Origin of the sequence: Symbiopectobacterium purcellii (assembly GCF_019797845.1) — a bacterium.
Classification (GTDB): domain Bacteria; phylum Pseudomonadota; class Gammaproteobacteria; order Enterobacterales; family Enterobacteriaceae; genus Symbiopectobacterium; species Symbiopectobacterium purcellii.
In genome coordinates this window covers 4374335-4399188 of sequence record NZ_CP081864.1, presented here as the reverse complement: position 1 = coordinate 4399188, position 24854 = coordinate 4374335, and the positions used below count along the sequence as shown (strand labels likewise).

Genomic DNA, 24854 nt, shown 5'->3' with positions numbered 1-24854 from the left:
CGCATAAATGAGCCTCGCCCTAAAGGGCCAGCGCAAGCGCTGTTCGAAACGTAAACGTTTTGTCCTGCAACTCGAATTATGTAGGGTATATTGCTGTAATTCCCACCATGCTATTCCCACGGATAAGTAGCAAGATCCGTGAGAATAGACGGCTTTTAACCGTTACTGATACAGGTAGTCGTTGATCAAATTCTCTAACATCTCCTGATGTCCGCTTTGGTGTTTCGGTGAGAGTTGTTTTGCGTGGACATGTTTCGCCAACTGCTCAAGGGAAAGCTTCCCTTGCAGGATTTGCTGCCCGAGTTCGCCGTTCCAGCCCGCATAGCGTTTGGCAACCCATTGGTTCAACTTGTCATCTTCCAGCATCCGGGCTGCGACTTTAAGCGACAACGCCAACGTATCCATGGCACCGATATGGGCGTGGAAAAGATCGTAGCGATCGGTGCTTTGGCGACGCACTTTGGCGTCAAAATTCAGTCCACCGGTTGTGAAGCCGCCCGCTTTGAGGATCTCATACATGATCAATGCATTTTCTTCCACGCTGTTCGGGAACTGGTCGGTATCCCAGCCCAGCTGTGGGTCGCCACGGTTGGCATCAACCGAACCAAAAATCCCCAGTGCGATGGCAGTGGCGATTTCATGGTGGAACGTGTGTCCAGCCAGCGTAGCGTGATTTGCTTCAATATTAACCTTGATCTCTTTTTCTAAACCGAACTGTTTGAGGAAGCCATAAACGGTCGCCACATCGTAATCGTACTGATGTTTGGTGGGTTCCTGCGGCTTTGGTTCGATAAGCAGGGTGCCCTGAAAACCGATCTTATGTTTGTGTTCGACCACCATCTGCATAAAGCGGCCAATCTGTTCCCGTTCTTGACGCAAATCGGTATTGAGCAAGGTTTCATAGCCTTCGCGCCCCCCCACAGCACGTAGTTTTCTCCCCCGAGCTTCTGAGTGGCATTCATGGCAGAAAAGACCTGTGTCGCCGCCCAGGCAAAAATTTCTGGATCTGGATTGGTGGCAGCACCGGCAGCATAGCGCGGGTGTGTAAAGCAGTTGGCGGTTCCCCAGAGCAGTTTTACTCCCGTTTGCTGCTGTTTTTCGGCAAATTTTTCGACAATGGTTTGGAAATTATACAGATAGTCATTAAATGAATTGCCTTCCGGTGCGATATCCACATCGTGGAAGCAGTAGTAAGGCACGTTCAGTTTTTGAAAAAACTCAAAGGCAATATCGGCTTTTTGCTTTGCCAATCCCAGGGGATCCCCTGCTGCTTGCCAAGGGCGCTCAAAGGAGCCGACGCCAAACATATCGGCACCGTTCCAACAGAAGGTGTGCCAGTAGGCGACGGCAAAACGCAGATGCTCTGACATCCGTTTTCCCAAAATTTCCTGTTCGGGGTTGTAATGGCGGAAAGCGAAGGGATTTGTCGTGCCGCGGCCTTCATAACGAACACGTTCAATTTGTTCAAAATAGGTTGGCATGGAGAACTCCTTAAGAAAGTCATTCAGCGGATAAGCGGTTATTGTTATTCATCTTCGGAGGGGATCGCCGTTTGCTCAATTATGTTATTTCACACTTGTATTCAGATAATTATTAAGTGTGCAGCCGATCGCAAAAATAACGGAGAAAAACATTCTGAATGCACATTCATGAATAATGAGGAAAGGTTGAGGGCAATAACAATAAAATATGACCGACTTCATAAAATTACGATTACACCAAAAAACATAATTGCTTGGTGAAAATCTGTAATTGAAGCTGCGCCAGTTACCAGCAACACTTTTTCTGCTTGGTAGCGTTTCTTTCCTGCACGTTAAACGTTAAAAAAGAAAAGGTACTCATGATGAAAGTTAAACACTTTTTACTGTCAGCCTGTGCCGCACTTGCGTTAATAAGCCATGCCGGATTTGCCAAAGAGGTAAAAATTGGTATGGCAATCGATGACTTGCGTTTGGAACGCTGGCAGAAAGATCGCGATCTCTTTGTTGCCAAGGCGCAGAAGCAGGGGGCGACGGTGTTTGTTCAGTCCTCAAACGGCAATGAGGAAACCCAGATTTCTCAAATAGAAAACATGATAAATCGCGGCGTCGACGTCCTGGTTATTATTCCTTACAACGGCCAGGTGCTTAGCAATGTGATTGCAGAAGCAAAACGCCAAGGTATCAAGGTCTTAGCCTATGACCGCATGATCAATAACGCGGATGTGGATTTTTATATCTCGTTTGATAATGAAAAGGTGGGAGAGTTACAGGCGAAGTACCTGATTGATAAAGTGCCACAAGGGAATTATTTCCTGATGGGTGGTTCGCCGGTAGACAATAATGCAAAACTGTTCCGTAAAGGGCAGATGAACATATTAAAGCCCTTGATTGACGCTGGGAAAATAAAAGTCGTTGGCGATCAATGGGTCGATGCCTGGTTGCCAGAAAATGCCTTGAAAATTATGGAAAATGCACTAACGGCAAACAATAACAATATTCAGGCCGTCGTCGCCTCCAATGATGCCACGGCGGGCGGTGCGATTCAGGCTCTGGCCGCGCAAGGCTTGGCGGGTAAGGTGGCGATTTCCGGGCAGGATGCGGATTTGGAGGCGATAAAACGTATTATCGCGGGTACGCAAACCATGACGGTGTATAAACCGATCACCAAACTGGCGACGGAAGCTGCTGATATTGCCGTTGCGTTAGGGGCGGGTAAAGCCCCCAAATCCAATGCCTCGCTGGAGAATGGATTGAAAGCGGTACCGTCGTATTTGTTAGAACCGGTGCCGGTTGATAAATCCAACATTGAAACCACCGTGATTGCCGATGGGTTCCATAAAGCTGCCGATCTGAAGTGAGTGACTGGCCCCGTGTGTCTTCTGACACCGGGGCTTAGGCAGGCTGCGTGACCGGGTGTGCGGCGAGTGAACGATGGAGGCGAGAATGCCGTTCTTGTTGGAAATGAAAAACGTCACCAAGGTGTTTGGCAGCGTAAAGGCGGTGGATAACGTCAGCCTGACGTTAGAGGCCGGACAAGTGTTATCGCTGTGCGGTGAGAATGGTTCGGGTAAATCGACGCTGATGAAAGTGCTTTGCGCCATTTATCCCTTTGGTAGCTATGGCGGAGATATCGTCTTCGCCGGTGATCCGTTGCACGCCAGCCATATTCGTGACACCGAGCAGAAGGGCATCGCCATCATTCATCAGGAACTGGCGCTGGTCAAAGAGATGAGCGTGTTGGAGAACATCTTCCTGGGCAATGAGTGGACGACACGCGGCGTATTGGACAGTGATGCCATGTATTTGCGCTGCCAGACCATGCTGGCGCGCGTCAAGCTTGACGTCGATCCTCATACCCGCGTCGGTGAACTGGGTCTGGGCCAGCAACAACTGGTGGAGATTGTCAAGGCGATTAACAAACAGGTGCGACTGCTGGTATTGGATGAACCCACCGCCTCACTCACTGAGCGAGAAACCGCGATTTTGCTGGATATCATTCGCGATTTACGCAATCACGGCATCGCCTGCATCTACATTTCCCACAAGCTGAATGAAGTCAAAGCCATTTCAGACGTCATCTGTGTGATTCGCGATGGCAAGCATATTGGTACCCATCCTGCCAGCTCGCTCAGTGAGGAGCAGATCATCGCCATGATGGTGGGGCGGGAGCTCACCGAGCTCTACCCTTCTGAGGCGCATGACATTGGTGAGGAGATCCTGCGCGTCGAACACCTGACGGCGTGGCATCCGGTTAATCGCCATATTCGTCGTGTCAATGATGTTTCCTTCGTGCTGCGTCGGGGGGAAATTCTGGGTGTCGCGGGGCTGGTCGGCTCTGGCCGGACTGAAACGGTGCAATGCCTGTTTGGTGCTTATCGTGGACGCTGGCAGGGCGAGATTGTGCTTAAAGGACTGCCTGTAGCGATAAATGATTGCCAGCAGGCGATGGCGCTGGGTATCGCGATGGTACCGGAAGATCGCAAAAAGGATGGCATTGTTCCGGTAATGAGCGTGGCGCAAAACATCACGCTGGCGGCGCTCGATCGCTTTTCCGGGCTGTTCTCTTCGCTGGATGACGCGCGCGAGCAGGATGTGATTCGCCAGTCGATTGCTCATCTTAAAGTGAAAACGGCCAGCCAGGATTTAGCCATTGCTCGTCTGAGCGGCGGGAATCAGCAAAAAGCGATGTTGGCAAAATGCCTGTTGTTAAACCCCGATATTTTGATCCTCGATGAGCCTACGCGCGGTATTGATATCGGCGCAAAATACGAAATATATAAACTTATTAATCAGTTAGCCAAAGAAGGGATGGCGATTATCGTCATTTCCTCTGAGCTGCCCGAGGTGCTGGGACTGAGCGATCGTGTCCTGGTGATGCATGAAGGACGCATAAAAGCAGATTTGGTTAATCACGATTTGACACAAGAGCAGGTTATGGAAGCCGCGCTGAGGAGCGAACAACATGTTGAAAACGCCACCGTCTAATGCCTCTGTCGACCCCCTGACACCCAAACAACCGGCACCAGTGGAGGAGGCCGTGCGCTGGTTCAAGCAGGTGAATCTTCAGGTGTTTGTCATGATTGCCGCCATCATCGCGATTATGTTGTTTTTCACCTTGATGACCGATGGCTCCTATCTCAGCGCGCGTAATGTCTCTAACCTGCTGCGCCAGACGGCCATCACCGGCATCCTGGCGGTGGGGATGGTGTTTGTGATCGTCTCTGCCGAAATTGATCTCTCGGTGGGCTCCATGATGGGGTTGTTAGGGGGATTAGCCGCTATCTTTGACGTGTGGTTAGGATGGCCGCTGCCGCTGACAATCGTGGTGACACTGGTTTTGGGGCTGTTATTGGGTGCCTGGAACGGCTGGTGGGTAGCGTACCGTAAAGTGCCCTCTTTTATTGTCACTCTGGCGGGAATGCTGGCTTTTCGCGGCATTCTCATCGGCATTACCAACGGTACCACCGTCTCTCCAACCAGTAGTGCCATGGCGCAGATCGGCCAAAGCTACCTGCCCGCGGGCGTCGGGTTTACGCTTGGGGTGGCGGGGCTATTGATATTTGTGGCCTGGCAATGGCGTCGGCGGCAAAAACGCGCCAATCTGGGGCTCAGCGTAACGCGTCCGGCCAGCGACATCGGACGTCAGGCCGTCATGGCGGTGCTGGTGTTAGGCGCGATTTACCTGCTGAATGACTATCGTGGCGTGCCAACGCCGGTGTTGATTTTGACACTGCTGATGCTGGGCGGGATTTTTATGGCAACGCGCACGGCGTTTGGGCGGCGCATTTATGCCATTGGCGGCAATATCGAGGCGGCCCGCTTGTCGGGCATCAATGTTGCACGCAGCAAGATGGCCGTTTTTGCCATTAACGGACTGATGGTGGCGGTCGCCGGGTTGATTTTAAGCTCGCGTCTGGGAGCGGGCTCACCGTCTGCGGGCAATATTGCCGAGCTGGATGCCATCGCCGCGTGCGTGATTGGCGGCACCAGTTTGGCCGGTGGCGTAGGCAGCGTAGCCGGGGCAGTCATGGGCGCGTTTATCATGGCCTCGTTAGATAATGGAATGAGCATGCTGGATGTTCCGACCTTTTGGCAATACATCGTCAAAGGCGGCATTTTGCTGTTGGCAGTATGGATGGACACGGCCACCAAGCGTAAGGGCTGACCGTCTCTGGCGACATGATGTCAGCGGGTCTCAGGAAACCGGCTGTGGTTCGCATTAATCAGCAAAATATTTTTGCTCACCGTGGGGGTGTGCTATTGAGAAGGGCATCTCCACGGCTGGAGCAGTGAATATGTTTGAAAAACGCTATCGTATTACGCTGTTGTTTAATGCCAATAAAGTCTACGACCGGCAAGTGGTGGAGGGCGTAGGTGAGTATTTGCAGGCCTCTCAATGCGGTTGGGATATTTTTATTGAAGAGGATTTCCGCTGCCGTATTGATAATGTGAAAGACTGGCTGGGCGATGGCGTGATTGCCGATTTTGACGATCGGGAAATTGTTCAGTCGTTGCAGCGTGTGGGCGTACCCTTGGTGGGCGTTGGCGGCTCTTATCACGATCCCGATGACTATCCGCCCGTGCATTACATCGCGACCGACAATCATGCATTGGTGCAATGTGCATTTATGCATCTGAAAGAGAAAGGACTCAATCGTTTTGCCTTTTATGGTTTACCGCCTTCAGGTGGCAAAGGGTGGGCGCAGGAACGGGAGTACGCTTTTCGGCAACTGGTTGCCTCGGAGCAATATCAGGGCGTGGTGTATCAGGGGATGGAAACGGCACCAGACAACTGGCAATACGCACAAAATCGCCTGGCAGACTGGGTGCAAGCCTTACCGCCACAAACCGGCATTATCGCCGTTACGGATGCTCGAGCTCGCCATTTATTGCAGGTGTGCGAATATTTGAACATTGCGGTGCCGGAAAAACTCTGTGTCATCGGTATTGATAATGAAGAGCTGACGCGTTATCTGTCGCGCGTTGCACTCTCTTCTGTTGCGCAGGGCACGCGGCAGATGGGGTATCGTGCCGCCAAATTGCTGCATCAGTTATTACACCATCCGGTCGCACTGCCGCTTCAGCGCATTTTGGTTCCCCCCGTGCGGGTGGTGGGGCGCAGTTCTACCGATTACCGTTCGGTGCACGATCCGGCGGTGATTCAGGCCATGCACTATATTCGTTGCTATGCCTGTAAGGGAATCAAAGTCGAACAGGTACTGGATGCCGTCGGTATGTCGCGCTCCAATCTGGAAAAGCGCTTTAAAGATGAAATGGGGCAGACCATTCACGGTGTGATTCACGCAGAAAAACTTGAGCGCGCGCGCAATCTGTTGGTGTCGACCTCACTGTCGATCAACGAGATCTCTTTGATGTGCTGTTACCCGTCACTGCCTTACTTTTATGCGGTGTTCAGGAAAGAGTATGATTTGACGCCGAAAGAGTATCGTGACCGCTTCGGTGAAGATGTGAATCGGTGAAATGCCCGGCCTCGTTTACGATAGCCGGGCTAGCGGTTTTTAGGCTGGTACGCGCCAGTGATCGTAATAGATATGCTCGATCTGGAAGTTGGTGTCTTCAACATCGCCGGTCAAGCGGCAGGCAATAGTACCCGCGAAGTCGAAGGCAACACCCAACCCTTTGCCGCTGATCAGGTTGCCATCTTCTACCACGTTTTGATCGACATAGACGCCGTCCGTGACATCCTTCCAGAGATCGCCAGAACAGACATAGCGTCGGCCTTTTAGCAATTTGTTGCCGCCCAGCACGCGCGCTGCCGCCGAACAGATCGGGCAGATCAGCTTTCCGGCCTCGTCATGACGGCGAATAAATTCGGTAACCAGTGGGTTTGCTGCCAGACTCAGCGTGCCTTGCAAGCCGCCTGGGATCACCACGGCATCGAACAGTTCATCCATGCTTCTTTCCAGCAGTGCATCGGCAAACATACGGATATTGTGATAGCTGCGCAGTTCCAGCATGTCTTGGCAGGACAGCATTTTCACGCCGATCTTCATACGGTGCAGGATATCTATCACCATAACCGCCTCTGCTTCTTCAAAGCCTGGTGCCAGCAGGACGGCGACTTTCTTAGACATAACATCTCCAGCAAATAGGCAAGGGAAAACATAGTTCGCCGAGAATAACAAAGATTTATCCTTTAAATGAAACATTGTTTTATTATTTGGTTTCCCGTCGCGTAAATCGATTTTAGCCGCTGGATTGGCAGTGAAATGGCGGTATAATTGCCTGCTGCGTTTGTTTTCTCTCCGAGCTGTTCTTCATTGCCTATTCTTTGTGGTAGAAATCCAGAGATACCGTTACATTCAAAGGCGGCTTAGCGACATCGACGGTTTTTTGCAGAAATCATCACTCGGCTCTTCCTGTCGCGGCAAAAAGATGTTTAAATTATAACTCATTTATTTTGCATAAATATGCATTTGTTGGATGGCGAACAGTATCGGTACATGAGCGTGCCGCCACGCGCATAACGATCTGATTTTTTCTCATCAATGCATGGCGTAACATATCGTGGTGTGGCTGTTAAGCTTCTCTCCATAAGTCTATCGAGCAGGGATTTATTTTATGACGACGATTCTCAAGCACCTTCCGGCAGGTCAACGTATTGGTATTGCGTTCTCCGGAGGCCTGGATACCAGTGCAGCATTGCTGTGGATGCGTAAAAAAGGGGCGGTTCCTTATGCTTACACCGCAAACCTGGGACAACCGGATGAGGATGACTATGAAGAGATCCCTCGTCGCGCAATGGAGTACGGCGCAGAAAATGCCCGTCTTATTGACTGCCGCAAGCAGCTGGTTGCGGAAGGTATTGCCGCTATTCAGTGTGGTGCTTTCCATAACACCACAGGTGGCCTGACCTACTTTAACACCACTCCGCTGGGCCGTGCGGTAACGGGCACCATGCTGGTCGCAGCCATGAAAGAAGATGGCGTAAATATCTGGGGTGATGGTAGTACTTATAAAGGTAACGATATTGAGCGTTTCTATCGTTATGGTCTGCTGACCAATGCTGAACTGAAAATCTATAAGCCGTGGCTGGATAAGGATTTTATCGATGAACTGGGCGGCCGTCAGGAGATGTCCGAATTTATGGTGCAGTCCGGCTTTAACTATAAGATGTCCGCAGAAAAAGCCTACTCAACTGACTCCAACATGCTGGGCGCAACGCACGAAGCGAAAGATTTGGAATTCCTGAACTCCAGCGTGAAGATCGTTAACCCGATCATGGGCGTCAAGTTCTGGGATGAGAACGTCAAGATTGCGGCAGAAGAGATCACGGTACGTTTTGAACGCGGCTATCCGGTGGCGCTGAACGGCAAAACCTTTGCCGATGATGTTGAACTGATGCTGGAAGCTAACCGCATTGGCGGTCGTCACGGTTTGGGCATGAGCGATCAGATTGAAAACCGTATTATCGAAGCGAAGAGCCGTGGCATCTATGAAGCCCCCGGCATGGCGCTGCTGCACATTGCCTACGAACGTTTGGTTACCGGTATTCATAACGAAGATACCATTGAGCAATACCATGCACACGGTCGTCAGTTGGGCCGTCTGCTGTATCAGGGGCGTTGGTTCGATCCGCAAGCCTTGATGCTGCGTGATGGGCTGCAACGCTGGGTGGCCAGTGCCGTCACTGGTGAAGTGACGCTGGAACTGCGTCGCGGCAATGACTACTCTATCCTGAATACGGTGTCGGATAACCTGACCTACAAGCCGGAACTTCTGACGATGGAAAAAGGCGATTCCGTGTTCTCACCGGATGACCGTATTGGTCAGTTGACGATGCGTAATCTGGATATCATCGATACGCGTGAAAAACTGTTCAACTATGTTGAAACTGGGTTGCTGTCCTCCTCGGCGACGACGGGCTTGCCGCAGATGGAAGGTCTTGAGCAGTTGCAGGACAAGAGCAGCAAATAACGCGCTGCTGGTTGTCTGTTTTTGCAAAAGGGCACCTACGGGTGCCCTTTTTTGTTTGCTTGTTTTCGTTACTGCATGCTGGTCAACAAACGACCGCTGTCACACTTCCCGTCGAGCCACCTGTGACGGTTATCACACACAAAACGTTGATTATGTGAGTGGTTGCACACTTTATCCCAATAAGTCACTCCCCGAATGCCGAGCGTCGCTTTCCTGTGTGTTTTACCTGTGGGGAAATGCTTATGCTCATTTCACGGTCAAGACGCAGTGATGTCGCATTCCAGACTGGCCGCCAAATGAAGAAGACGCTGCGGGTCGAGCAGTAGGTGAAAGGTATAAGGCTGTTGTGTGCCCGCCGAGGAAAACCAGGTTTCCAGCTCGGTGATGAAGTGCCGCAGCGTATGTAACGCTTGCCGCAGTTGTTCGTGTTGCGTGGGGTTATTACCGTATTTGTGGATCCACAAGCGGAGCGCAAAAGCATGGGTAATGTGGCTGTAAGCGCGGGTATACCAGAAGGCGCGTTCCCAGCTAGCGGTGAGCGTGTGTTTAAAGGCGTCCGTGAGCGGCATGGCGGGTAATTTTTTGTCCACCTGAGCGCGCAGGTATTCCGCCAGAAAACGAGATTTCTGTTTTTCCAGGATGATGAGCTGCATTTGCTGCTCACCAACGGCTTCATCATCTGGTGGCATCAGTGGCTGAAAAGCCTGAGACCAATTGGCTCTGCGGGTATCCATATGCAGCAGTTGTAGCGCCTGCTCAAAGTCATACGGGGGGCGGCTATGACGTTGCAGCAGTCGTCCCAGCAGGCTGGGCGTTTTACACATCCAGTCGTGGCTGGAGGTATAGATGGCAAACAGATCGTCAATCTCTTGTTGTGACAGAGGACGCAGGGCGTAGGGTTCCAGCCACTCGGTAAACAGCGTCTGCGGGGCAACTGACGGCGCGCGGATCAGGCGCGACAGGCCGTACAGATTCAGTTCGTTGACTGAGCCCAGCAGTGCATTGTTTGGCAGCCATTCCCAACTTAAGCGTGCGGTGATTGCCTCGAGCTCATCGCCCAGCGTTTGGGAGGCCCAGTGAAGACGTTTTTGCAGTTCGTCTAACAGGCAGCAGGGGAGCAGCGTCCAGCCGTATTCGATGCCCCACAGATCGAATTCTACCCACTTACGGGAGCCGCTCAGGCGAGTAAGGGTGGGATTGTTGGCAAATCCGGGACGATAGTCCAGCTCCGTTGCTTTTACGGAAGCGCGTACATCATTAGGCAGCACATCCAACGCCATCTTTAACTGCTGGCGGGGCCACGCTTTGTCCTGATAATCGCGCAGCACCAACTGACAGCCGTGTAAACGCAGGCCCTGGTAGAGGCGTTGCAGCGCTGATTCCCACGCTGTCTGGTGCACGGTAGGTGAGTAAGCGAGAGGCGTAAGCCGCGCACGGTGGGCAAATGGCTCAGGATTTCAGGCAGGGTTTCGCCAAAAAACAGGTTAAGAAACGCCGCGTCGTTGTGTGGATCCTGGGAAAGAAAGAACTCGGGAAATTTACGGTGCAGGTCGTGACAGTCTGGCGTCGCTTCGCCCTGTAGCCACAGCTGAATATGGTTCTCTTCGCAATAACGCGCCACGTTTTGCAGATAGTGCAGGGCATTGCTGCGAGCGAGCAGCAAATGTTCCACCGTGGCGGGAGGGCATCGCGGTGAAGGTTTGGCCAACAGCGCGAGCAGCGTTTGTTGATGCAGGATCAGCCCGTTGAACGGGAACGTTTTGAGATGACGCATGATGTCGGTAAACGTCTCCCACTGCCAGATGGCGGGGGTGTTTACCTCAAGAAATAACAGCGGTACCGGGTTACCCATGGCGAATCTCCTGCACGCGTCCTGCTCGCTGATACCAGCATGCGGATATTAGAACGGTGGGGAGGGGGAGTCAATCGCAGGGGGGCTAATCGCGGTGTAGTCAATGAGAGTCAAAGAAGGGAGATGAAGATGAAGACTTATGCATTGGTTGGCTCCGGTGGTCGTTCGGGGATGTACCTGGAAGCGATTGCGACCACTTATCGGCAGTCAGCGCGTCTGGTGGCGCTCTGTGATACGAACCAGACGCGTATGGATTATGCCAATCGCAATCTGGAGACGTGGGGCCATGCGAAGGTGGCGACGTGGAAAGCCACCGATTTTGAGACGATGATCGCGCAGCACCGCCCTGACATTGTGATCGTCACCAGCGTGGATCGCACGCACGATCGCTACATCATCCGCGCGATGGAGCTGGGCTGTGATGTCATCACGGAAAAGCCAATGACCATTGATGAAGAACGCTGCCTGGCGATCGTTGAGGCCGTCGAACGCACCGGTCGCGATCTGCGTGTGACGTTTAACTATCGTTATGCGCCACATCACAGCAAACTGCGCGAATTAATCCTCAACGGTACGGTCGGTGATGTCTTCTCGGTGCATTTCGAATGGCTGCTGAATACCCAACACGGCGCTGACTATTTTCGCCGTTGGCACCGCGATAAACGCAACAGCGGTGGGCTGCTGGTCCATAAATCCACTCATCACTTCGATTTAGTCAATTTCTGGCTCGACTCCGTGCCGGAGTTCGTCTTCGCGCAGGGCGATCTGCGGTTCTACGGTAAGGAAAATGCCGAGCAGCGCGGTGTAAGCGAGTTCTATTCCCGCTGCCATAACCAATCGGCGGCCCGTAACGATCCGTTTGCTTTGCACATGGAGGAGCGGGCGATGCTCAAGGAGCTGTACCTGAATGCGGAGCATGAGGATGGCTACCTGCGCGACCAAAGCGTGTTCGGCGATGGCATCAGCATCGAAGATACCCTGGCGGTGATGGTGAAGTACCGCAACAAGACGCTGCTGACTTACTCCCTCAACGCCTATCAGCCGTGGGAAGGGTTGAACATCGCCTTTAACGGCAGCAAAGGGCGGCTGGAAATGAAGCTGGTCGAGAACTCTTACGTCAATGGCGGAGGAGAGCGCAAGCACGAAGGCAGCCTGATGGACTGCGATATCACCTGGTATCCGATGTTTGGTGCGCCGGAGCGTATCGAGGTGGCTTACGGACAAGGGGGACACGGTGGCGGCGACGCACTGATCCTGGAAGAGCTGTTTGGCAACCCGGCGCCCGATCCGCTTAAGCGGCGTGCTGACAGCCATGCCGGTGCTATGTCGATTTTGACGGGAGTATGCGGAAACCTCTCGATGCAACGTAATCAACCGTTATTTATCAACGAATTGCCTGTGGGCAGAAAGCTGCTGTCACGGCGAAACAGGGAGCAATAGCAATGGCGAAAGGCGATGTTTATCAGCTCGAGTACCATGAATCTATCGATGAGGATACCTGCGCGCGGGTGACCCGATTGACACCCCCGAACGTTATCTGCCACCGCAATTATTTTTATCAGAAATGTTTTCTCGATGAAGGTCGGTCACTGATTTTTGCGGCGGAATTCGATGGATTTCGCAACTACTACCTGTTGGAACTGGCTAGCGGCAAAGCGACACAGTTAACGCAAGGTGCAGGCGATAACACCTTTGGCGGATTCCTCTCTCCTGACGAGCAATACCTCTATTACGTGAAGGGAGAACGGGCGCTGATGCGGGTTACCTTGCAGGATTTGTCCGAGGAAACTGTCTATCAGGTGGCGGATGAATGGGTAGGTTATGGCACCTGGGTCGCCAACTCTGCCTGCACCAAGCTGGTAGGCGTGGAAATCCACCGTGATAGCTGGCGGCCCGTCAGTGACTGGACGGTGTTCCAGCAGTTTTATGAAGAAAATCCGCTCTGCCGTGTGATCCGCATTGATTTGCAAACGGGTGAGCGCACCACGCTATTACAAGAGAACCAGTGGTTAGGACACCCGATTTACCGTCCTCATGATGATGATACCGTTGCATTTTGCCATGAAGGGCCACTGGATCGGGTAGAAACCCGCATGTGGCTGATGAACGAAGATGGCAGCCATATTCGCCGCGTCAAATTGCCGGCACCAGGGGAAAGTTATACCCATGAATTTTGGGTACCAGATGGCTCTGCCATGATGTATGTCACCTATGTGAAGGACAGCCCGGTGCGCTATTTGTGCCGGGTTGATCCTGAGACGGGTGTTGATGAAAAGATTATTGCCATGCCGCCGTGCTCGCATGTGATGAGCAATGACAATGGGCACTGGACGGTTGGCGATGGTTCCGGCAAGCCCATTGATATTGTTGACAATGACAAGTACGGCGATGCAACCGATCCCTATTTGTACCTCTTTGATTTGAAGCACCAACACACCCACAAAATTGCCAAACACAGCAGTTCATGGGCGGTGCTGGATGGCGATCGTCAGGTTACCCACCCGCACCCGTCTTTCACGCCCGATGAGAAACAGGTGCTGTTCTCCTCGGATAAGGATGGCAAGCCTGCGTTGTATTTGGCCTGTATTCCCGACGCTATTCTCCGCGCTATTCAATGATAAATAAGAGGATTTAGCTATGTTGATGAAACCTGTCACGCTTGCCGCCACCCTGCTGCTTGCCACATCCGGTATGGCGTATGCGGAAAACGTGGAGTTAAGATTTTCCTGGTGGGGAGGAAACAACCGCCACCAGGCAATGCTCCAGGCGATAAAAGCGTTTGAACAACAACATCCGAATATCAAAGTTCAGGCGGAATACTCGGGATGGGAAGGCTATTTATCCCGTTTTACCACCCAGATTGCTGGTGGCCAGGAGCCAGATGTCGTCCAGACTAACTGGAACTGGCTGCCGATTTTTTCTAAAGATGGGCATGGTTTTTATGATTTACGCAAAGTGGCTAAAACACTGGATTTGACGCAGTACGATCCCCAGTCGCTGGAGAGTGTGTCGGTGGCGGGCAAGCTGAACGGCATTCCCGTGGCGGCCACCGCGCGTAGCTTCTACTACAACCAGAAGCTGTGGCAAGAGATGGGGGTAGCCTACCCCAACAGCTGGGATGAACTAAAAGCAGCGGGTAAGGCGTTCAAAGCCAAGGATGAAAACAGCTACCCGCTGGTGCTGGATTACATGGAGTCATTAACGCTGCTGCATTCTTATATGGTGCAGAAATACAACATCTCTGCGATCGACGATAAAGCGGGGACGTTCACCTATACACCAGCCCAGTGGGAAGCGTTCTTCCAACTGTATAAAGATTTGGTCGACAGCCACGTTTTCCCGTCGATGCGTGTGCTGGCCTCCTATGGAAAAGCCAATACCTGGGAGATGAAGCCCTGGATTAGTGGACAATGGGGGGGAATCTACATGTGGAACACCAATGCCACCATGTATGAGGCCAACCTACAGCCTCCTTATAACAAACTGGATCTTGGGCCTTTCTTTATGCTGCCGGGAGCGAAAGACGCAGGACTGTTCTTCAAACCGACCATGATGCTGAGTATTGGGCGCTCCACCAAACATCCGGAAGAGGCGGCTTTGCTGGTCAATTTCCTGATGAATGAGGCGGCGGGTGTCAAGGCGATGGGGCTGGAGCGCGGCGTGCCGCTCAGCAATGCGGCATACCAACAATTGGTACAGGATGGCACCATCAAGGAAAACAATATCGTGGTGGCCGGACTGAAATCGTTTATGGCCTTGCCGCATGCCATTCCGACGTCTCCCCATTTTGATAATCCGCAGTTTGTGGCGCTTTACCATGAAACCATCCAGAAAATCGATCAGGGGAGCCTGTCTGTAAAAGACGCGGCATCCTCCTTCGCGAAAAGCGCCGATCGCATCCTGAAACGTGCCACGAAATAACGCCCTTCGAGCACGTAATGAACGCCCCGGCCATGCGCCGGGGAACACGGTTTCACCAGGATAGCCAAGGTACGGTACACGATAATGATTACGTTTAGTGCAACACTGACTTGCCAGTACGATGCGCCCTTTTCCCCGTTTAGCGCAGCCGATATTCATAAAGGCATTGCGTGGCTGAAAGCGAGTGGATTTGATGCGGCGGAACTGTGTATTTCGGATTATCAGGGGATCGATATTGCACGGATAGCCGATGCGTTAGCCGCACACGGATTGGGCTGCACCACCATTGCCAGCGGACAGGCGCGTAAGCGGGAAGGGTGATCGCTGCTGGCACAAGACCCGGAAATCCTGCGCCGCACGCGCCAGCGTCTTTTTGAGCATATCGATGCGGCAGCGGTGTTAGGATCTTATGTCACGATTGGTTCGTTGCGCGTGGCGGATACGACATTGAGCGCAACGCGTTATTGCCAGCTTTTGGCGCAGGGGCTCGCTCCTTGTCTGGACTATGCGCACGCACGCGGCGTGACCCTGATCGTTGAAGCACTGAACCGCTATGAGGCCGAGCACCTTAATAGTGCAGAAGAACTGGTGCAATTTCTTGATCTTATTGGCTCACCCTCACAGCTTGGTATTTTGTGGGATGTGTTTCATGGCAACATCGAAGACCGTGACTTTGCGCAGGCCATTACATTGATGGGGCCGCGCTTGCGGCATGTGCATTTTGCTGATTCTAACCGCGCTTTTCCTGGCTATGGTCACTTGCCGTTTGATGATATCTACCGCCAATTGCGGCAGTCTCATTATCAAGGTGCCATCTCGCTGGAGTGCCTTTGCCGACCATCAGCTCAGACGGTGATTGATGAGTCCGGGCCTTTTATTCATCGTTTGCGTCAATTGTAACGCACATAAGCAGACTAATAGCCTGGTCTTTCAACGGGGTATTGGTTTAGCATCGGTACTAATTATATCGACTGACGGAGTCTTACGATGAATACGCGTACCATGGCGATATTGCTGACGTTGTCTTTGAGCGGTGCAGTACAGGCTGATGCCACATCATTTTTGGCGCAGCAGGGGTTAGCGGGCAAAACGGTTGAACAAATAGTCAATACCATTGATCAATCGACCCAATCGCGGCCTCTTCCCTATTCTGCATCGATCAATGCGACCCAATTGATGCTGACCCAAGGGGAACAGAAGTATGTTTATCCGCTGGGCGACAAGTTTTATTTGTCGTTTGCTCCCTACGTGCAGCAAACACACCCTTGCTTTAATCACAGCTTGTCGGGCTGTCAGGGAGAACTGGCCAACACGGCATTCAACGTTAAAATTACTGACAAGCAGGGCGCTGTCATTGTGCATAAAGACGTGACGAGCTACCAGAATGGTTTTGTAGGGGGCTGGTTGCCGCGAAATACCGAGGGAACCATTGAGGTAACCTATCAGGGGCGTGTCGCTCAGGCACCTTTCGCGACTTATGATGACAGCCAAACCTGTATGACCACGCTACGACTGAAGAGCGTCTAAACACACCGACGATTATGCTACCTCAGCGCGTATGCTGGGGTGGCAATCCTCATGCCGTATCGGTTTAGCGACACTGCGGTTGTATCTGTATTTTTTCTTCCTTTTCTGTTACACCTGATGGTCTTGTCACCGCACGGTAAATCTGCAATGTCTCTGTTAATCAAAGCCATTCTTGGCGCTGTCATTGTTGTGCTGATTGGTATTTTGGCTAAGACCGGACACTACTATATTGCGGGGTTAATCCCGCTGTTTCCTACCTTTGCCTTAATTGCTCACTACATCGTAGGAACAGAGCGCGGTACCGAAGCGCTGCGAGCCACCATCCTGTTTGGCATCTGGTCTATCATTCCCTATCTGATTTATCTGATATCACTCTACTATTTTACCGCATCCATGAAGCTGCCATTGGCATTGCTATCCGCAGTGGCCTGTTGGAGCGCTTCTGCTTATGTATTGATCAAAGTCTGGGCGCACTTCTATAACCCGTAGCGCATACCCCGTGGCGATTGGGTTTCCTGAACGACGAGAATGGATATCACAGAAAGATGGCTTCATTGCTATTACTGCGCCTTCTACGTGATTTCTTTTTACTACAGCAAAGCGTCGCGTCCTCTGAAGATGAGGATGAAGCGGTCAGGGCCAGGCTGCGATAATCGTTACTCAGGATCATGGCGCATATCTTTTCCCACGACACGATATCGTGCTCCTCGCTAGCGCATGCCTCTTCATCCGGTATGCACGTCAGAAAGCCGCGTGAGCGGTGCCAACTAAGGTACTGAGCGATGTTGACGCGGAATTGATCTGCCATTTTCTGCGGCATTGAGTTCAAGAGGAATGTGGCATGGTTTTGCCATGTCCTCTCGCCGGGTTTGCGGGCGTTGTCACAGGGGTCAGCGCAACTGAACGTGGCCGGTTGCGCATAGTCTGCCTTACACCGAAAAATTTCTGCGGTTTGTTGTTCGAAGGGTTCTTGTATTTTCATGCTGCTACGTGGTGCACCTGAGCGATACATGAGGTCATACAAGGGGTTATAAGTCGCTTTTGACAGGCTGTTAAATAACCATACGTCTTGTGATTGCCAATCAAACAGAGGATAAAGCGTATGAATCTGGCTGCTGGTCTCTGATGTAGAGAGGCGTTCATTGCGGCCTACGCCATAGCTTGTTTGTGTCGGTTGACTGTTGGTGTTGGCATCTTCATTGGACAGCGTTCCCTTGACGAAGGCGAGTGTTTTTCCAGCGGAGAGCCAATTGAGAAACGCAGAGGTAAAGCTGCTCTCCGTCATTGCATAATGGTAAAACGGAAAGTGCTTTTGATCCGTAATGGTGTCTGCTGGCGGAATTCTCCACCACTCAACGTTATCTTCCCAAGATATCCAGGTGCGCGAATGATAGCGTTGATTATTTTCAGTTGTGAGCGGTAGCGAAATCCAATAAAAATGTTCGATGACCTCGCAATATAGCTGTTTCAAGCGTTGTATATGCGAAATGGTTTGCAAATGTTGAGCTTCCTTATCAATAAATAATACGGTGATTTTTTTACCGTGAGCTTTAGCAACCGTAGCCGCAAGATGTAATAATACCGTTGAGCTTTTGCCTCCAGATAAGGAGATACACACTTCTTCATGATCCCTGAAAACGATATCAAGGCGTAATAACGCTGCATCAAAAACGTTGGATATAGAATGTGGCTCTTTCATCTTATGGCCTTGGTGGTAAAATTTTTTCTGGGTTGCCGACTGATAGCGAACTGTGAACCTTTATATTTTATAGGGTTGGTGTGAGAAATGAATCTCGTTATCATGCTTGTTAAAAATAACCGATTTGCAAAGACGGCCATTCCCGCAAGTTAACGCTAACTATATGATATTCTTTTTATTATTGAGGTGTGCTGAATGGGGAAAACCTCTGTATGTGTACTTTTTATGGTCGTTAATATAAACTTTTTTTCGTCATTTTTCGTCATTTTTCGTCATTTTTCGTCATTTTTTGCTCAATTAATTGCAAATTTTTATAGGGAAATAGTCATGAGTTTAGCGATTATTATTGGTTTATTTATCTACCGATTAATAATCGTTGTAATTGTCAGCCAGGGAGTAAGGTACTCGTCTAGCCGATTGCTGTGTTTTCAATGCGCATTTTTATCGTCAAGTCTGTGGTATATTTTTCTTTTTTGTATCTTAAATGAGACAGTGACCCAGTAGGATCAGACAGGTAAAATCGATTTGGTTTTGATTTTATTGAATGTAAAAATCTGTATTTTTTGACATCCGCTGATTTTTTCAGGATATAGGTGAAAGTCTCGAATACCTAACCTGATATGAGCAGGTATTAAAATCAAGAATTATCTTAATTCATATTTTATTCTTCTGTGATAAGGCATCACACCTTTGTTGGTGTTGTTCGTGCTGCGAATGAGTGTGTTGGTTTCTTGAGTGCCAGGAAAGCCTTGCATTAACGCTGCCCTTATCACCGAACGCCGTTGTGTTGAACACGAAAAGAGGAAAGCCGCCCAGCAAGGCCTCATTGAGATTAGGGAAAATGTTGGCGTTTTTGCTGAAGGGCGGAATGTATTGAATGAAGTGATGTGTGTTTATCGAATGGCATGTACTGCTCGGTATAAAAGCGGCTGACCACAACGTCGTGAGATGACGTGCCGTAAATTAGCTTTTTAACGGAGTGATAAGAACCACCGTTATATGTGATTCGAGGTTTGCCAAGGGGGAGGGATCATGTAAACACAGTACGCTTTAGGATCATGTTTATAATAACAATGAGTGAAAGTGTCACGCTTCACTATCTTGATACTTGAGCTACACTTGTTTTAGGTCACTGCGTCGATTGGTGCTCTTGTGCAGAGAAGAAGAATATTTAAATCCTTTCCGCTATAGCTGGATGCGATCTGAAGCTGTAGATGTTCATTCGTATCTTTTCATGATATCGGTTTGGTTGCCCTTTGTTGGATAGGTAACTTTAGGATGATCAACGTTAAGCCTGTGCGGCAAGTGAGAAAGTTAAATCTCACGATAAATACGTAGCGGAGGGGTTATGGTAATAAATAATGTCTTGCTCTTTGGTCAAGATTCCTTTTTTTGTAAGACCATATCTGACCTTTTGCTGAAAAAAAACATTCAACATGTACATGTGAAAAATTATCGTCAATTTTTCACGCAACTTGTTAATGATGCGCCATCTCTTGTTATCGTGACAGATGATATATTGGATTGTGAAAGGAAAATAGAACTCTTCAAGATCAAATGCTATTCGTTGGGTGTGAGAGTCCTACTCTTCACCGAGGGATGTATAGATCTTAGTATTAGCAAAGACCTTTCTGTTGTCGATAAGAGAAACTCTCTGCATCTCTATGAGTCCATTATCGATCTTTTTGTTGCGGGCTACCGACTTATTGATTCGAAAGTCGCACCTGATAAAAAGGTGAATGTACAGAAAGTGCTTAGTCCAAGAGAAAATACTATTTTGTCTATGATGACTGGCGGAGTAAGCGTAAGAGATATATCAAAGCAGTTGAAAATTAAGGAAAAAAAATTATGACCTATAAGCGTAGATTCTTCGCCAAATTAGGCGTGAGAAAACTTCGAGATTGTATTATCCCTTAATCAGAGTTTCACTATGCCGAGTAATATTGTTTTCTATGATTTGGACTCTTTCTTTGTTCTTGGTGCCAAGGCGTTGCTTGATACCTTTGAACCTATTTATATTGCCGCAACACAACGAGAAGTCATCGAGCTTCTTAAATGGCAAAGCATCGACATCCTCATTATTGATCCTTCACAGAGGATTTGGATTATATCGGAGGATTTTTTAGCCTCAGTCCGTTCTGTTTCAGAAAAAACAAAGATCGTTTTCTTAATTGAAAGTAAAAATAGAAGCAATTTTTATATCAATAGACTCTGCCCGCATTTGGTAATAGAAAAAAATATTGATCCCGTCATTTTTGTGAAGATATTGGAGTTACTCAATATAGGTATCTATGCTAATAAAATATGATGTTGGCGTTTTTATGTTTTTCTATTCTTCAAATTGAAGACCGGTTTTTATTACAAGGTAAGAATTTAGCATGTTATATCATTATGAAGACAAACGCTGCCCATTGTTTGAAGAAAAATTGAGCAGTAAGATAAATATATTGAAAAGTTTTTTGTTGCCTCATATGGTGAGGGTGAAAAATGCCAAGGGTAAACAGGATTTAATGTCATTTTTCTATGTATCGTCTGGATTTCTCTCCGTTTATAGAAAGAATGAAGATATTCTTCTTGGGCATCTACACGCCCCTGTTTTTTTTGGTGTTAATTTTTTATACGATGCCTATTTTCCCGTTTATTTTACTGGAGGCCATGATACAGTTATTTATCAAGGTGACGTTAATACGCTACAGAAAATAATTAAAGAGAATCATCTGGAAGAATGCCTTATCTACGTGATGATCGCCAACCTGAATTAATTATATCGAAGAAACTTGATATCCGGAAAGTTTGACAGTTATCAGGTGATAAGAAGCATATTATTACATTATATTGATAAACCTCTGGACTTTAGAATGCAATTTGGCATAGCCTCAATTATTATCAAGTTAACAGGGCTGTCCCGTAGCCATGTCATGAGAATTCTGTCTGAGTTGAAAAAAGGGGGGTATATTGAAACCAAAGAGGGTAAACTTATCTCTGTTTCCGATTTGCCAGAAAAATTTTGAATGAAAAGATGATAACTTGTTTGTGTTATAGCCACGATAATGCGTTTAAATTTAATATGTTTTTAATCAACTAGTTATGATTTTTTATCTTTTGCTTTTTACTTTTATCTCTCATGGAGGGATTGAGTCATTTTTTGAAAGATTCGCCGCTGAATTTGTTTTAATCTTTCTGTGAAAAATTACTGATAAGCCTCGATAGCAAGACACGATTGTAAGAATAGTTTGTGGCGTGATGGTGACTCGTTCCTATTTTTATTTTTCTGTCGTTTCCTGTATTCGTTATTTTCAGAATTACAGTTGAAATACATGTTTATGCGTGATTTCTTTTGTCGTTTATTACGATTTTTGAGAGTAAACCCTATTTACTTATCGGGCGTATTCTTGTTCGTACTCACTCTGAGTGGTTCGCCTCTCTCCTCTCATGCACAATCCACTCATCAAATTTTCAACGATACTGAGGACCTTGCTTCCCTACCCACTATGCTATATACGTTGAAAATGGGAGAGTCACCGCCATCCGTGGCAAAAAAACTGCATATCAGTTTGGAGATATTGCGACAATTAAATGCGTCGCGGACCTCATTATATGAGTTTGATGATCTTCAACCTGGTGAAAAACTGATTATCCCAGCATTACCTTTGGTATCAAACAGTAAAAATTATCAACGTGATGAGTCTTCCCTGGTAATTCCAGATAATGAACGGTCGCATAAGGTTGCTCAATTAGCCCTCCGTATTGGCCCTTTTCTTGCTGACGATCCAAAGCGCGATACCGCGATGACTGAACTGCATCGCATTGCTGTCGATCAGGCCGGTAGTGGGTTTCAGCAGTGGCTAAGCCGTTTTGGTACTGCTCGAGTGCAACTCGATGCGAATAATGCCTCTTTGCTTAAAAAATCGCAGGTTGATTTATTGCTTCCTTTGCGAGACCGGCAGGACAATCTTATTTTCACCCAGGGCAGTATCCACCATATTGATAAACGTGTGCAGGCAAACCTGGGTTTAGGCATGCGTCACGTCACGCACAGCGCTGTGCTGGGGGGCAACGGTTTTCTTGACTACGATTTTTCCCATCATCATGTGCGTGCGGGGATTGGCGTCGAGTACTGGCGTGATTTCCTGAAGCTGGGTGTGAACAGTTACCTGCGCCTTAGCAATTGGAAAGCGCCGTATGGTAATGAACGGGAGCGTCCTGCGAATGGGTGGGACATTCGCACAGAAGCCTATTTACCTTATTGGCCCCAACTTGGTGTAAGGCTATCGTATGAACAATTTTATGGCGAGCAGGTGGTCCTGTTTGGTAAAGACGACCGCCAACATAACCCGCATGCCATGGGGGTGGGCGTAAGCTACACCCCCTTTCCACTGATGACGTTGAGTGCAGAGCAGCGCAGTGGAAAAGCAGGAAGCGGTGATACGCGCTTTGGCCTGCAATTTCACTATCAGTTTAGTTTGCCTTGGGAACGGCAACTTGATCCTGAAGCCGTTCGTTCGATTCGCCATTTGCCGAGGCAGCGTTACGATCTTGTCACTCGCAAAAATCATCTGGTGCTTGAGTACCGTAAGATACAGCGCCTCTTTTTGAGTATGATTCGAACGGTAGATGGGTATTCCGGAGAGCAAAAACCGCTTAATGTTGAAGTGAATGCCACCGATAGGCTCTCTCGTCTTGAGTGGTCCGCCCCGGCGTTGATCGCTGCTGGCGGAAAAATTTTGCCGCGTGGCTACCAAAATTATGCGGTCGTGTTACCCAACTATAAGGAAGACGGTCAGCCCCAGAATTGTTATCGCGTTTGTGCCGTTGCCGTAGGTACACAGGGACATCGCTCCAATCAGGGGAGATCTTGGGTACGCGTTCATGCGCCCGCAATGACCATGATGCGTATAGCCTCTGATACCCCCCGTGGCACGTTATCGGTGATGCCGGTTTCAGCCGTGGCAAACAATACGAGCAGTATCAACATCGTCCTCACGATAAAAGACAGTAACGATAGACCCCTGCGCAACATGGCCGGCCATCTTTCCTTTCGGCTACAAAACCAGCAGGGAGGTGACCCCTCTGCCAGTGAAGTGGCTCTCAGTGCAATTCGTGAAAGCGGGGAGACTGGCCGCTATATTGCTACGGTAAGGGGAACGAAAGCGGGGGTTTATTCCATAACGCCACGGCTTGATGGTGTGGCGATGGCATCATTATCGGCAAGATTCGCACTGAAGGCCGATGTGACGACGGCCAGGGTCGAGTCTCTGTCTGCGGATAAATCCTTACTGACAGGTGATGGCATTGATTATGTTCAGTTTACCGCCTTGATTAGCGATGAGCACGGCAACCCTGTTCCCAATGCGGTGGTGCAATGGCGGCATTCATTTGGTCACTTGTCCGCCAGCAAGACCGTAACATCTGCGCAGGGTATCGCCAGTGCCAGCTTAAAAAGTGTTGATAAAGGTAAGGTGACGGTTACCGCCGCTATTAACCACTCCAGCGTGAGTGATGTCAGCGTCAAGACCATGGGATTTATTGAAGACTCCTGGGATATTGCCAGTGAAGGTGTCAGATATCGCTCGGTACCGGTCAAGGGGTATTCATCACTAGGGTTTGTCGCAAAAGCGCCGACCCTTGGCCCCCAGCAATTGGTCTGGTCATCGCGTAGCGATCAGGCTTTAGTCGTGGTATTGACCAACCAAGCGGATGAAAATCGCTATACGGTGAAATTCAGAGGATATCGCCATTCTGGTTGTAAGCTCAGGCCGCTCAATGATGCGATTGGCTGTGCCAAGGCCGGGAATGGTATGGATGCTGAACTGGTGTTCTCGGCAGACGATAATGCAACCTTGCCTCCAGGGCGTTATGTGGGCGATATTCATTTTTCTGCGAGAAGCGGCACGGAAGACTTTGAGGTGGAATACCTGCTGCATGTGACGTTGCAGGTTGTCAGGTAGTTGCCTGTTCAGGGCTGTTCGCTCGTCATTGATGAGTAGGGATAACATTCTCCACTAAGTCACGTAAATGCTGTGCTAATTGATCGACGGTTTTCTCGCCAATTGCTGCCTCTACCGTTAAGTTTTCCAACATATTGTCGGTATCACGAATGCTAATACCGTTACGGTAGAGGAAGGTCATGGTAACAAAGAACGCTGTGCGTTTATTCCTATCGTTAAAAATGTGTCCACGAGCGATCGCGACCCAGTAGGTGGCGGCGAGCTCAAAGACATCAGTAACACCACATCAAACTCGGCATCCAGCTTAGCGTTTTGGTATGCCTCAAATTCAGCCTTGCTGATAACCACGGCTGCGCTACCGTCTCGACGAGTGATTTCAACGGGTTCGCCATGTGTGGCCGCATCCAATACCTCTGAGATTTTGGCCCGTGCCTGCGTTGAGGTGTAAATACGCATAATGTGTCTTCTTGAATGTACATTTAGTGCTG

21 protein-coding genes and 3 pseudogenes are annotated in these 24854 nt (G+C 49.5%); 17 read left to right on the top strand and 7 right to left on the bottom strand.

What is annotated here, in order from left to right; translation table 11 throughout:
- Nucleotides 1-162 precede the first annotated feature (162 nt).
- Nucleotides 163-1481: pseudogene (gene xylA / locus K6K13_RS20480) on the bottom strand (xylose isomerase).
- 362 nt (nt 1482-1843) lie between these two features.
- On the opposite strand from xylA, the gene xylF reads away from it, so the two are divergent.
- From xylF to xylR, 4 genes are all read left to right on the top strand, one after another.
- Nucleotides 1844-2839, top strand: a complete 996-nt coding sequence (gene xylF, locus K6K13_RS20475) for a D-xylose ABC transporter substrate-binding protein (protein WP_222161202.1) — start codon at nt 1844-1846, stop codon at nt 2837-2839.
- Between the two features lie 85 nt (nt 2840-2924).
- Nucleotides 2925-4466 (top strand): xylose ABC transporter ATP-binding protein, encoded by a 1542-nt coding sequence (locus K6K13_RS20470; protein WP_222158608.1) that lies wholly within the window; start codon nt 2925-2927, stop codon nt 4464-4466.
- Nucleotides 4444-5646 (top strand): xylose ABC transporter permease XylH, encoded by a 1203-nt coding sequence (gene xylH / locus K6K13_RS20465; RefSeq protein WP_222158607.1) that lies wholly within the window; start codon nt 4444-4446, stop codon nt 5644-5646. The genes K6K13_RS20470 and xylH overlap by 23 nt, the downstream gene beginning before the upstream one ends.
- 130 nt (nt 5647-5776) lie before the next feature.
- On the top strand, nt 5777-6961 hold the full coding sequence (gene xylR / locus K6K13_RS20460; protein ID WP_222158606.1) for a D-xylose utilization transcriptional activator XylR: 1185 nt from the start codon (nt 5777-5779) through the stop codon (nt 6959-6961).
- 39 nt (nt 6962-7000) lie between these two features.
- Here xylR and K6K13_RS20455 read toward each other — a convergent pair whose 3' ends face one another.
- Nucleotides 7001-7576 carry a DJ-1/PfpI family protein gene (locus tag K6K13_RS20455; protein WP_222158605.1) on the bottom strand — a complete coding sequence of 192 codons (576 nt, stop codon included), beginning with the start codon at nt 7574-7576 and terminating at the stop codon, nt 7001-7003.
- A gap of 487 nt (nt 7577-8063) precedes the next feature.
- Here K6K13_RS20455 and argG point away from each other — a divergent pair, with 487 nt between their 5' ends.
- Nucleotides 8064-9419, top strand: a complete 1356-nt coding sequence (gene argG, locus K6K13_RS20450) for an argininosuccinate synthase (protein WP_222158604.1) — start codon at nt 8064-8066, stop codon at nt 9417-9419.
- A 257-nt stretch (nt 9420-9676) separates the two neighbouring features.
- Here argG and K6K13_RS20445 read toward each other — a convergent pair whose 3' ends face one another.
- Nucleotides 9677-10819 carry a hypothetical protein gene (locus K6K13_RS20445; protein ID WP_222158603.1) on the bottom strand — a complete coding sequence of 381 codons (1143 nt, stop codon included), beginning with the start codon at nt 10817-10819 and terminating at the stop codon, nt 9677-9679.
- Entirely contained in the window at nt 10702-11271 is a 570-nt protein-coding gene (locus K6K13_RS20440; RefSeq protein ID WP_222158602.1) for a hypothetical protein, read from the bottom strand. Before K6K13_RS20440 ends, K6K13_RS20445 begins: the two co-directional genes overlap by 118 nt.
- A 129-nt stretch (nt 11272-11400) precedes the next feature.
- Here K6K13_RS20440 and K6K13_RS20435 point away from each other — a divergent pair, with 129 nt between their 5' ends.
- The 7 genes from K6K13_RS20435 (at nt 11401) to K6K13_RS20405 (ending at nt 17208) form a co-directional block, all read left to right on the top strand.
- Nucleotides 11401-12711: a Gfo/Idh/MocA family protein gene (locus K6K13_RS20435; protein WP_222158601.1), complete on the top strand. Its 1311-nt coding sequence runs from the start codon at nt 11401-11403 to the stop codon at nt 12709-12711.
- 2 nt (nt 12712-12713) lie between these two features.
- Entirely contained in the window at nt 12714-13889 is a 1176-nt protein-coding gene (locus K6K13_RS20430) for an oligogalacturonate lyase family protein (RefSeq protein WP_222158600.1), read from the top strand.
- A 25-nt stretch (nt 13890-13914) separates the two neighbouring features.
- Nucleotides 13915-15192: an ABC transporter substrate-binding protein gene (locus K6K13_RS20425; RefSeq protein ID WP_222161201.1), complete on the top strand. Its 1278-nt coding sequence runs from the start codon at nt 13915-13917 to the stop codon at nt 15190-15192.
- Between the two features lie 84 nt (nt 15193-15276).
- On the top strand, nt 15277-15513 hold the full coding sequence (locus K6K13_RS20420) for a hypothetical protein (protein WP_222158599.1): 237 nt from the start codon (nt 15277-15279) through the stop codon (nt 15511-15513).
- A gap of 3 nt (nt 15514-15516) precedes the next feature.
- A complete protein-coding gene (locus K6K13_RS20415; RefSeq protein ID WP_222161200.1) occupies nt 15517-16092 on the top strand; it encodes a sugar phosphate isomerase/epimerase family protein in 576 nt (191 codons plus the stop codon).
- Nucleotides 16093-16179: 87 nt separating this feature from the next.
- Nucleotides 16180-16719 carry a copper-binding periplasmic metallochaperone CueP gene (cueP, locus tag K6K13_RS20410; RefSeq protein WP_222158598.1) on the top strand — a complete coding sequence of 180 codons (540 nt, stop codon included), beginning with the start codon at nt 16180-16182 and terminating at the stop codon, nt 16717-16719.
- Between the two features lie 147 nt (nt 16720-16866).
- Entirely contained in the window at nt 16867-17208 is a 342-nt protein-coding gene (locus K6K13_RS20405) for a GlpM family protein (protein WP_222158597.1), read from the top strand.
- Nucleotides 17209-17254: 46 nt separating this feature from the next.
- Here K6K13_RS20405 and K6K13_RS20400 read toward each other — a convergent pair whose 3' ends face one another.
- A complete protein-coding gene (locus tag K6K13_RS20400; protein WP_222158596.1) occupies nt 17255-18418 on the bottom strand; it encodes a phosphoadenosine phosphosulfate reductase domain-containing protein in 1164 nt (387 codons plus the stop codon).
- A 1348-nt stretch (nt 18419-19766) separates the two neighbouring features.
- Between K6K13_RS20400 and K6K13_RS20395 the strand changes: the two genes are divergently transcribed.
- From K6K13_RS20395 to K6K13_RS20375, 5 genes are all read left to right on the top strand, one after another.
- Entirely contained in the window at nt 19767-20270 is a 504-nt protein-coding gene (locus K6K13_RS20395) for a LuxR C-terminal-related transcriptional regulator (protein WP_222158595.1), read from the top strand.
- A gap of 78 nt (nt 20271-20348) precedes the next feature.
- Nucleotides 20349-20726 (top strand): hypothetical protein, encoded by a 378-nt coding sequence (locus K6K13_RS20390; protein ID WP_222158594.1) that lies wholly within the window; start codon nt 20349-20351, stop codon nt 20724-20726.
- A gap of 70 nt (nt 20727-20796) precedes the next feature.
- On the top strand, nt 20797-21180 hold the full coding sequence (locus K6K13_RS20385; protein ID WP_222158593.1) for a hypothetical protein: 384 nt from the start codon (nt 20797-20799) through the stop codon (nt 21178-21180).
- A gap of 96 nt (nt 21181-21276) precedes the next feature.
- Nucleotides 21277-21429, top strand: coding sequence for a helix-turn-helix domain-containing protein (locus K6K13_RS23650; protein ID WP_350338141.1), 153 nt, complete (start codon nt 21277-21279; stop codon nt 21427-21429).
- Nucleotides 21430-21948: 519 nt separating this feature from the next.
- On the top strand, nt 21949-24366 hold the full coding sequence (locus K6K13_RS20375) for an inverse autotransporter beta domain-containing protein (protein WP_222158591.1): 2418 nt from the start codon (nt 21949-21951) through the stop codon (nt 24364-24366).
- Between the two features lie 25 nt (nt 24367-24391).
- On the opposite strand, the pseudogene K6K13_RS20370 reads toward K6K13_RS20375, so the two are convergent.
- Nucleotides 24392-24649: pseudogene (locus K6K13_RS20370) on the bottom strand (type II toxin-antitoxin system death-on-curing family toxin); the annotation flags it as partial.
- Nucleotides 24643-24822, bottom strand: a pseudogene (locus K6K13_RS20365) (type II toxin-antitoxin system Phd/YefM family antitoxin); the annotation flags it as partial. The pseudogenes K6K13_RS20365 and K6K13_RS20370, both read right to left, overlap by 7 nt.
- Nucleotides 24823-24854: the final 32 nt, after the last annotated feature.

Excerpts from the sequence above, each read along its gene's own strand:
- K6K13_RS20395 (WP_222158595.1), top strand. The coding sequence starts at position 19,767 with ATGGTAATAAATAATGTCTTGCTCTTTGGTCAAGATTCCTTTTTTTGT.
- K6K13_RS23650 (WP_350338141.1), top strand. The coding sequence starts at position 21,277 with ATGCAATTTGGCATAGCCTCAATTATTATCAAGTTAACAGGGCTGTCC.
- K6K13_RS20440 (WP_222158602.1), bottom strand. The coding sequence starts at position 11,271 with ATGGGTAACCCGGTACCGCTGTTATTTCTTGAGGTAAACACCCCCGCC.
- xylR (WP_222158606.1), top strand. The coding sequence starts at position 5,777 with ATGTTTGAAAAACGCTATCGTATTACGCTGTTGTTTAATGCCAATAAA.
- K6K13_RS20420 (WP_222158599.1), top strand. The coding sequence starts at position 15,277 with ATGATTACGTTTAGTGCAACACTGACTTGCCAGTACGATGCGCCCTTT.
- K6K13_RS20425 (WP_222161201.1), top strand. The coding sequence starts at position 13,915 with ATGAAACCTGTCACGCTTGCCGCCACCCTGCTGCTTGCCACATCCGGT.
- K6K13_RS20385 (WP_222158593.1), top strand. The coding sequence starts at position 20,797 with ATGTTATATCATTATGAAGACAAACGCTGCCCATTGTTTGAAGAAAAA.
- cueP (WP_222158598.1), top strand. The coding sequence starts at position 16,180 with ATGAATACGCGTACCATGGCGATATTGCTGACGTTGTCTTTGAGCGGT.
- xylH (WP_222158607.1), top strand. The coding sequence starts at position 4,444 with ATGTTGAAAACGCCACCGTCTAATGCCTCTGTCGACCCCCTGACACCC.
- K6K13_RS20455 (WP_222158605.1), bottom strand. The coding sequence starts at position 7,576 with ATGTCTAAGAAAGTCGCCGTCCTGCTGGCACCAGGCTTTGAAGAAGCA.
- argG (WP_222158604.1), top strand. The coding sequence starts at position 8,064 with ATGACGACGATTCTCAAGCACCTTCCGGCAGGTCAACGTATTGGTATT.
- K6K13_RS20400 (WP_222158596.1), bottom strand. The coding sequence starts at position 18,418 with ATGAAAGAGCCACATTCTATATCCAACGTTTTTGATGCAGCGTTATTA.
- xylF (WP_222161202.1), top strand. The coding sequence starts at position 1,844 with ATGAAAGTTAAACACTTTTTACTGTCAGCCTGTGCCGCACTTGCGTTA.
- K6K13_RS20430 (WP_222158600.1), top strand. The coding sequence starts at position 12,714 with ATGGCGAAAGGCGATGTTTATCAGCTCGAGTACCATGAATCTATCGAT.
- K6K13_RS20435 (WP_222158601.1), top strand. The coding sequence starts at position 11,401 with ATGAAGACTTATGCATTGGTTGGCTCCGGTGGTCGTTCGGGGATGTAC.
- K6K13_RS20470 (WP_222158608.1), top strand. The coding sequence starts at position 2,925 with ATGCCGTTCTTGTTGGAAATGAAAAACGTCACCAAGGTGTTTGGCAGC.
- K6K13_RS20405 (WP_222158597.1), top strand. The coding sequence starts at position 16,867 with ATGTCTCTGTTAATCAAAGCCATTCTTGGCGCTGTCATTGTTGTGCTG.
- K6K13_RS20390 (WP_222158594.1), top strand. The coding sequence starts at position 20,349 with ATGCCGAGTAATATTGTTTTCTATGATTTGGACTCTTTCTTTGTTCTT.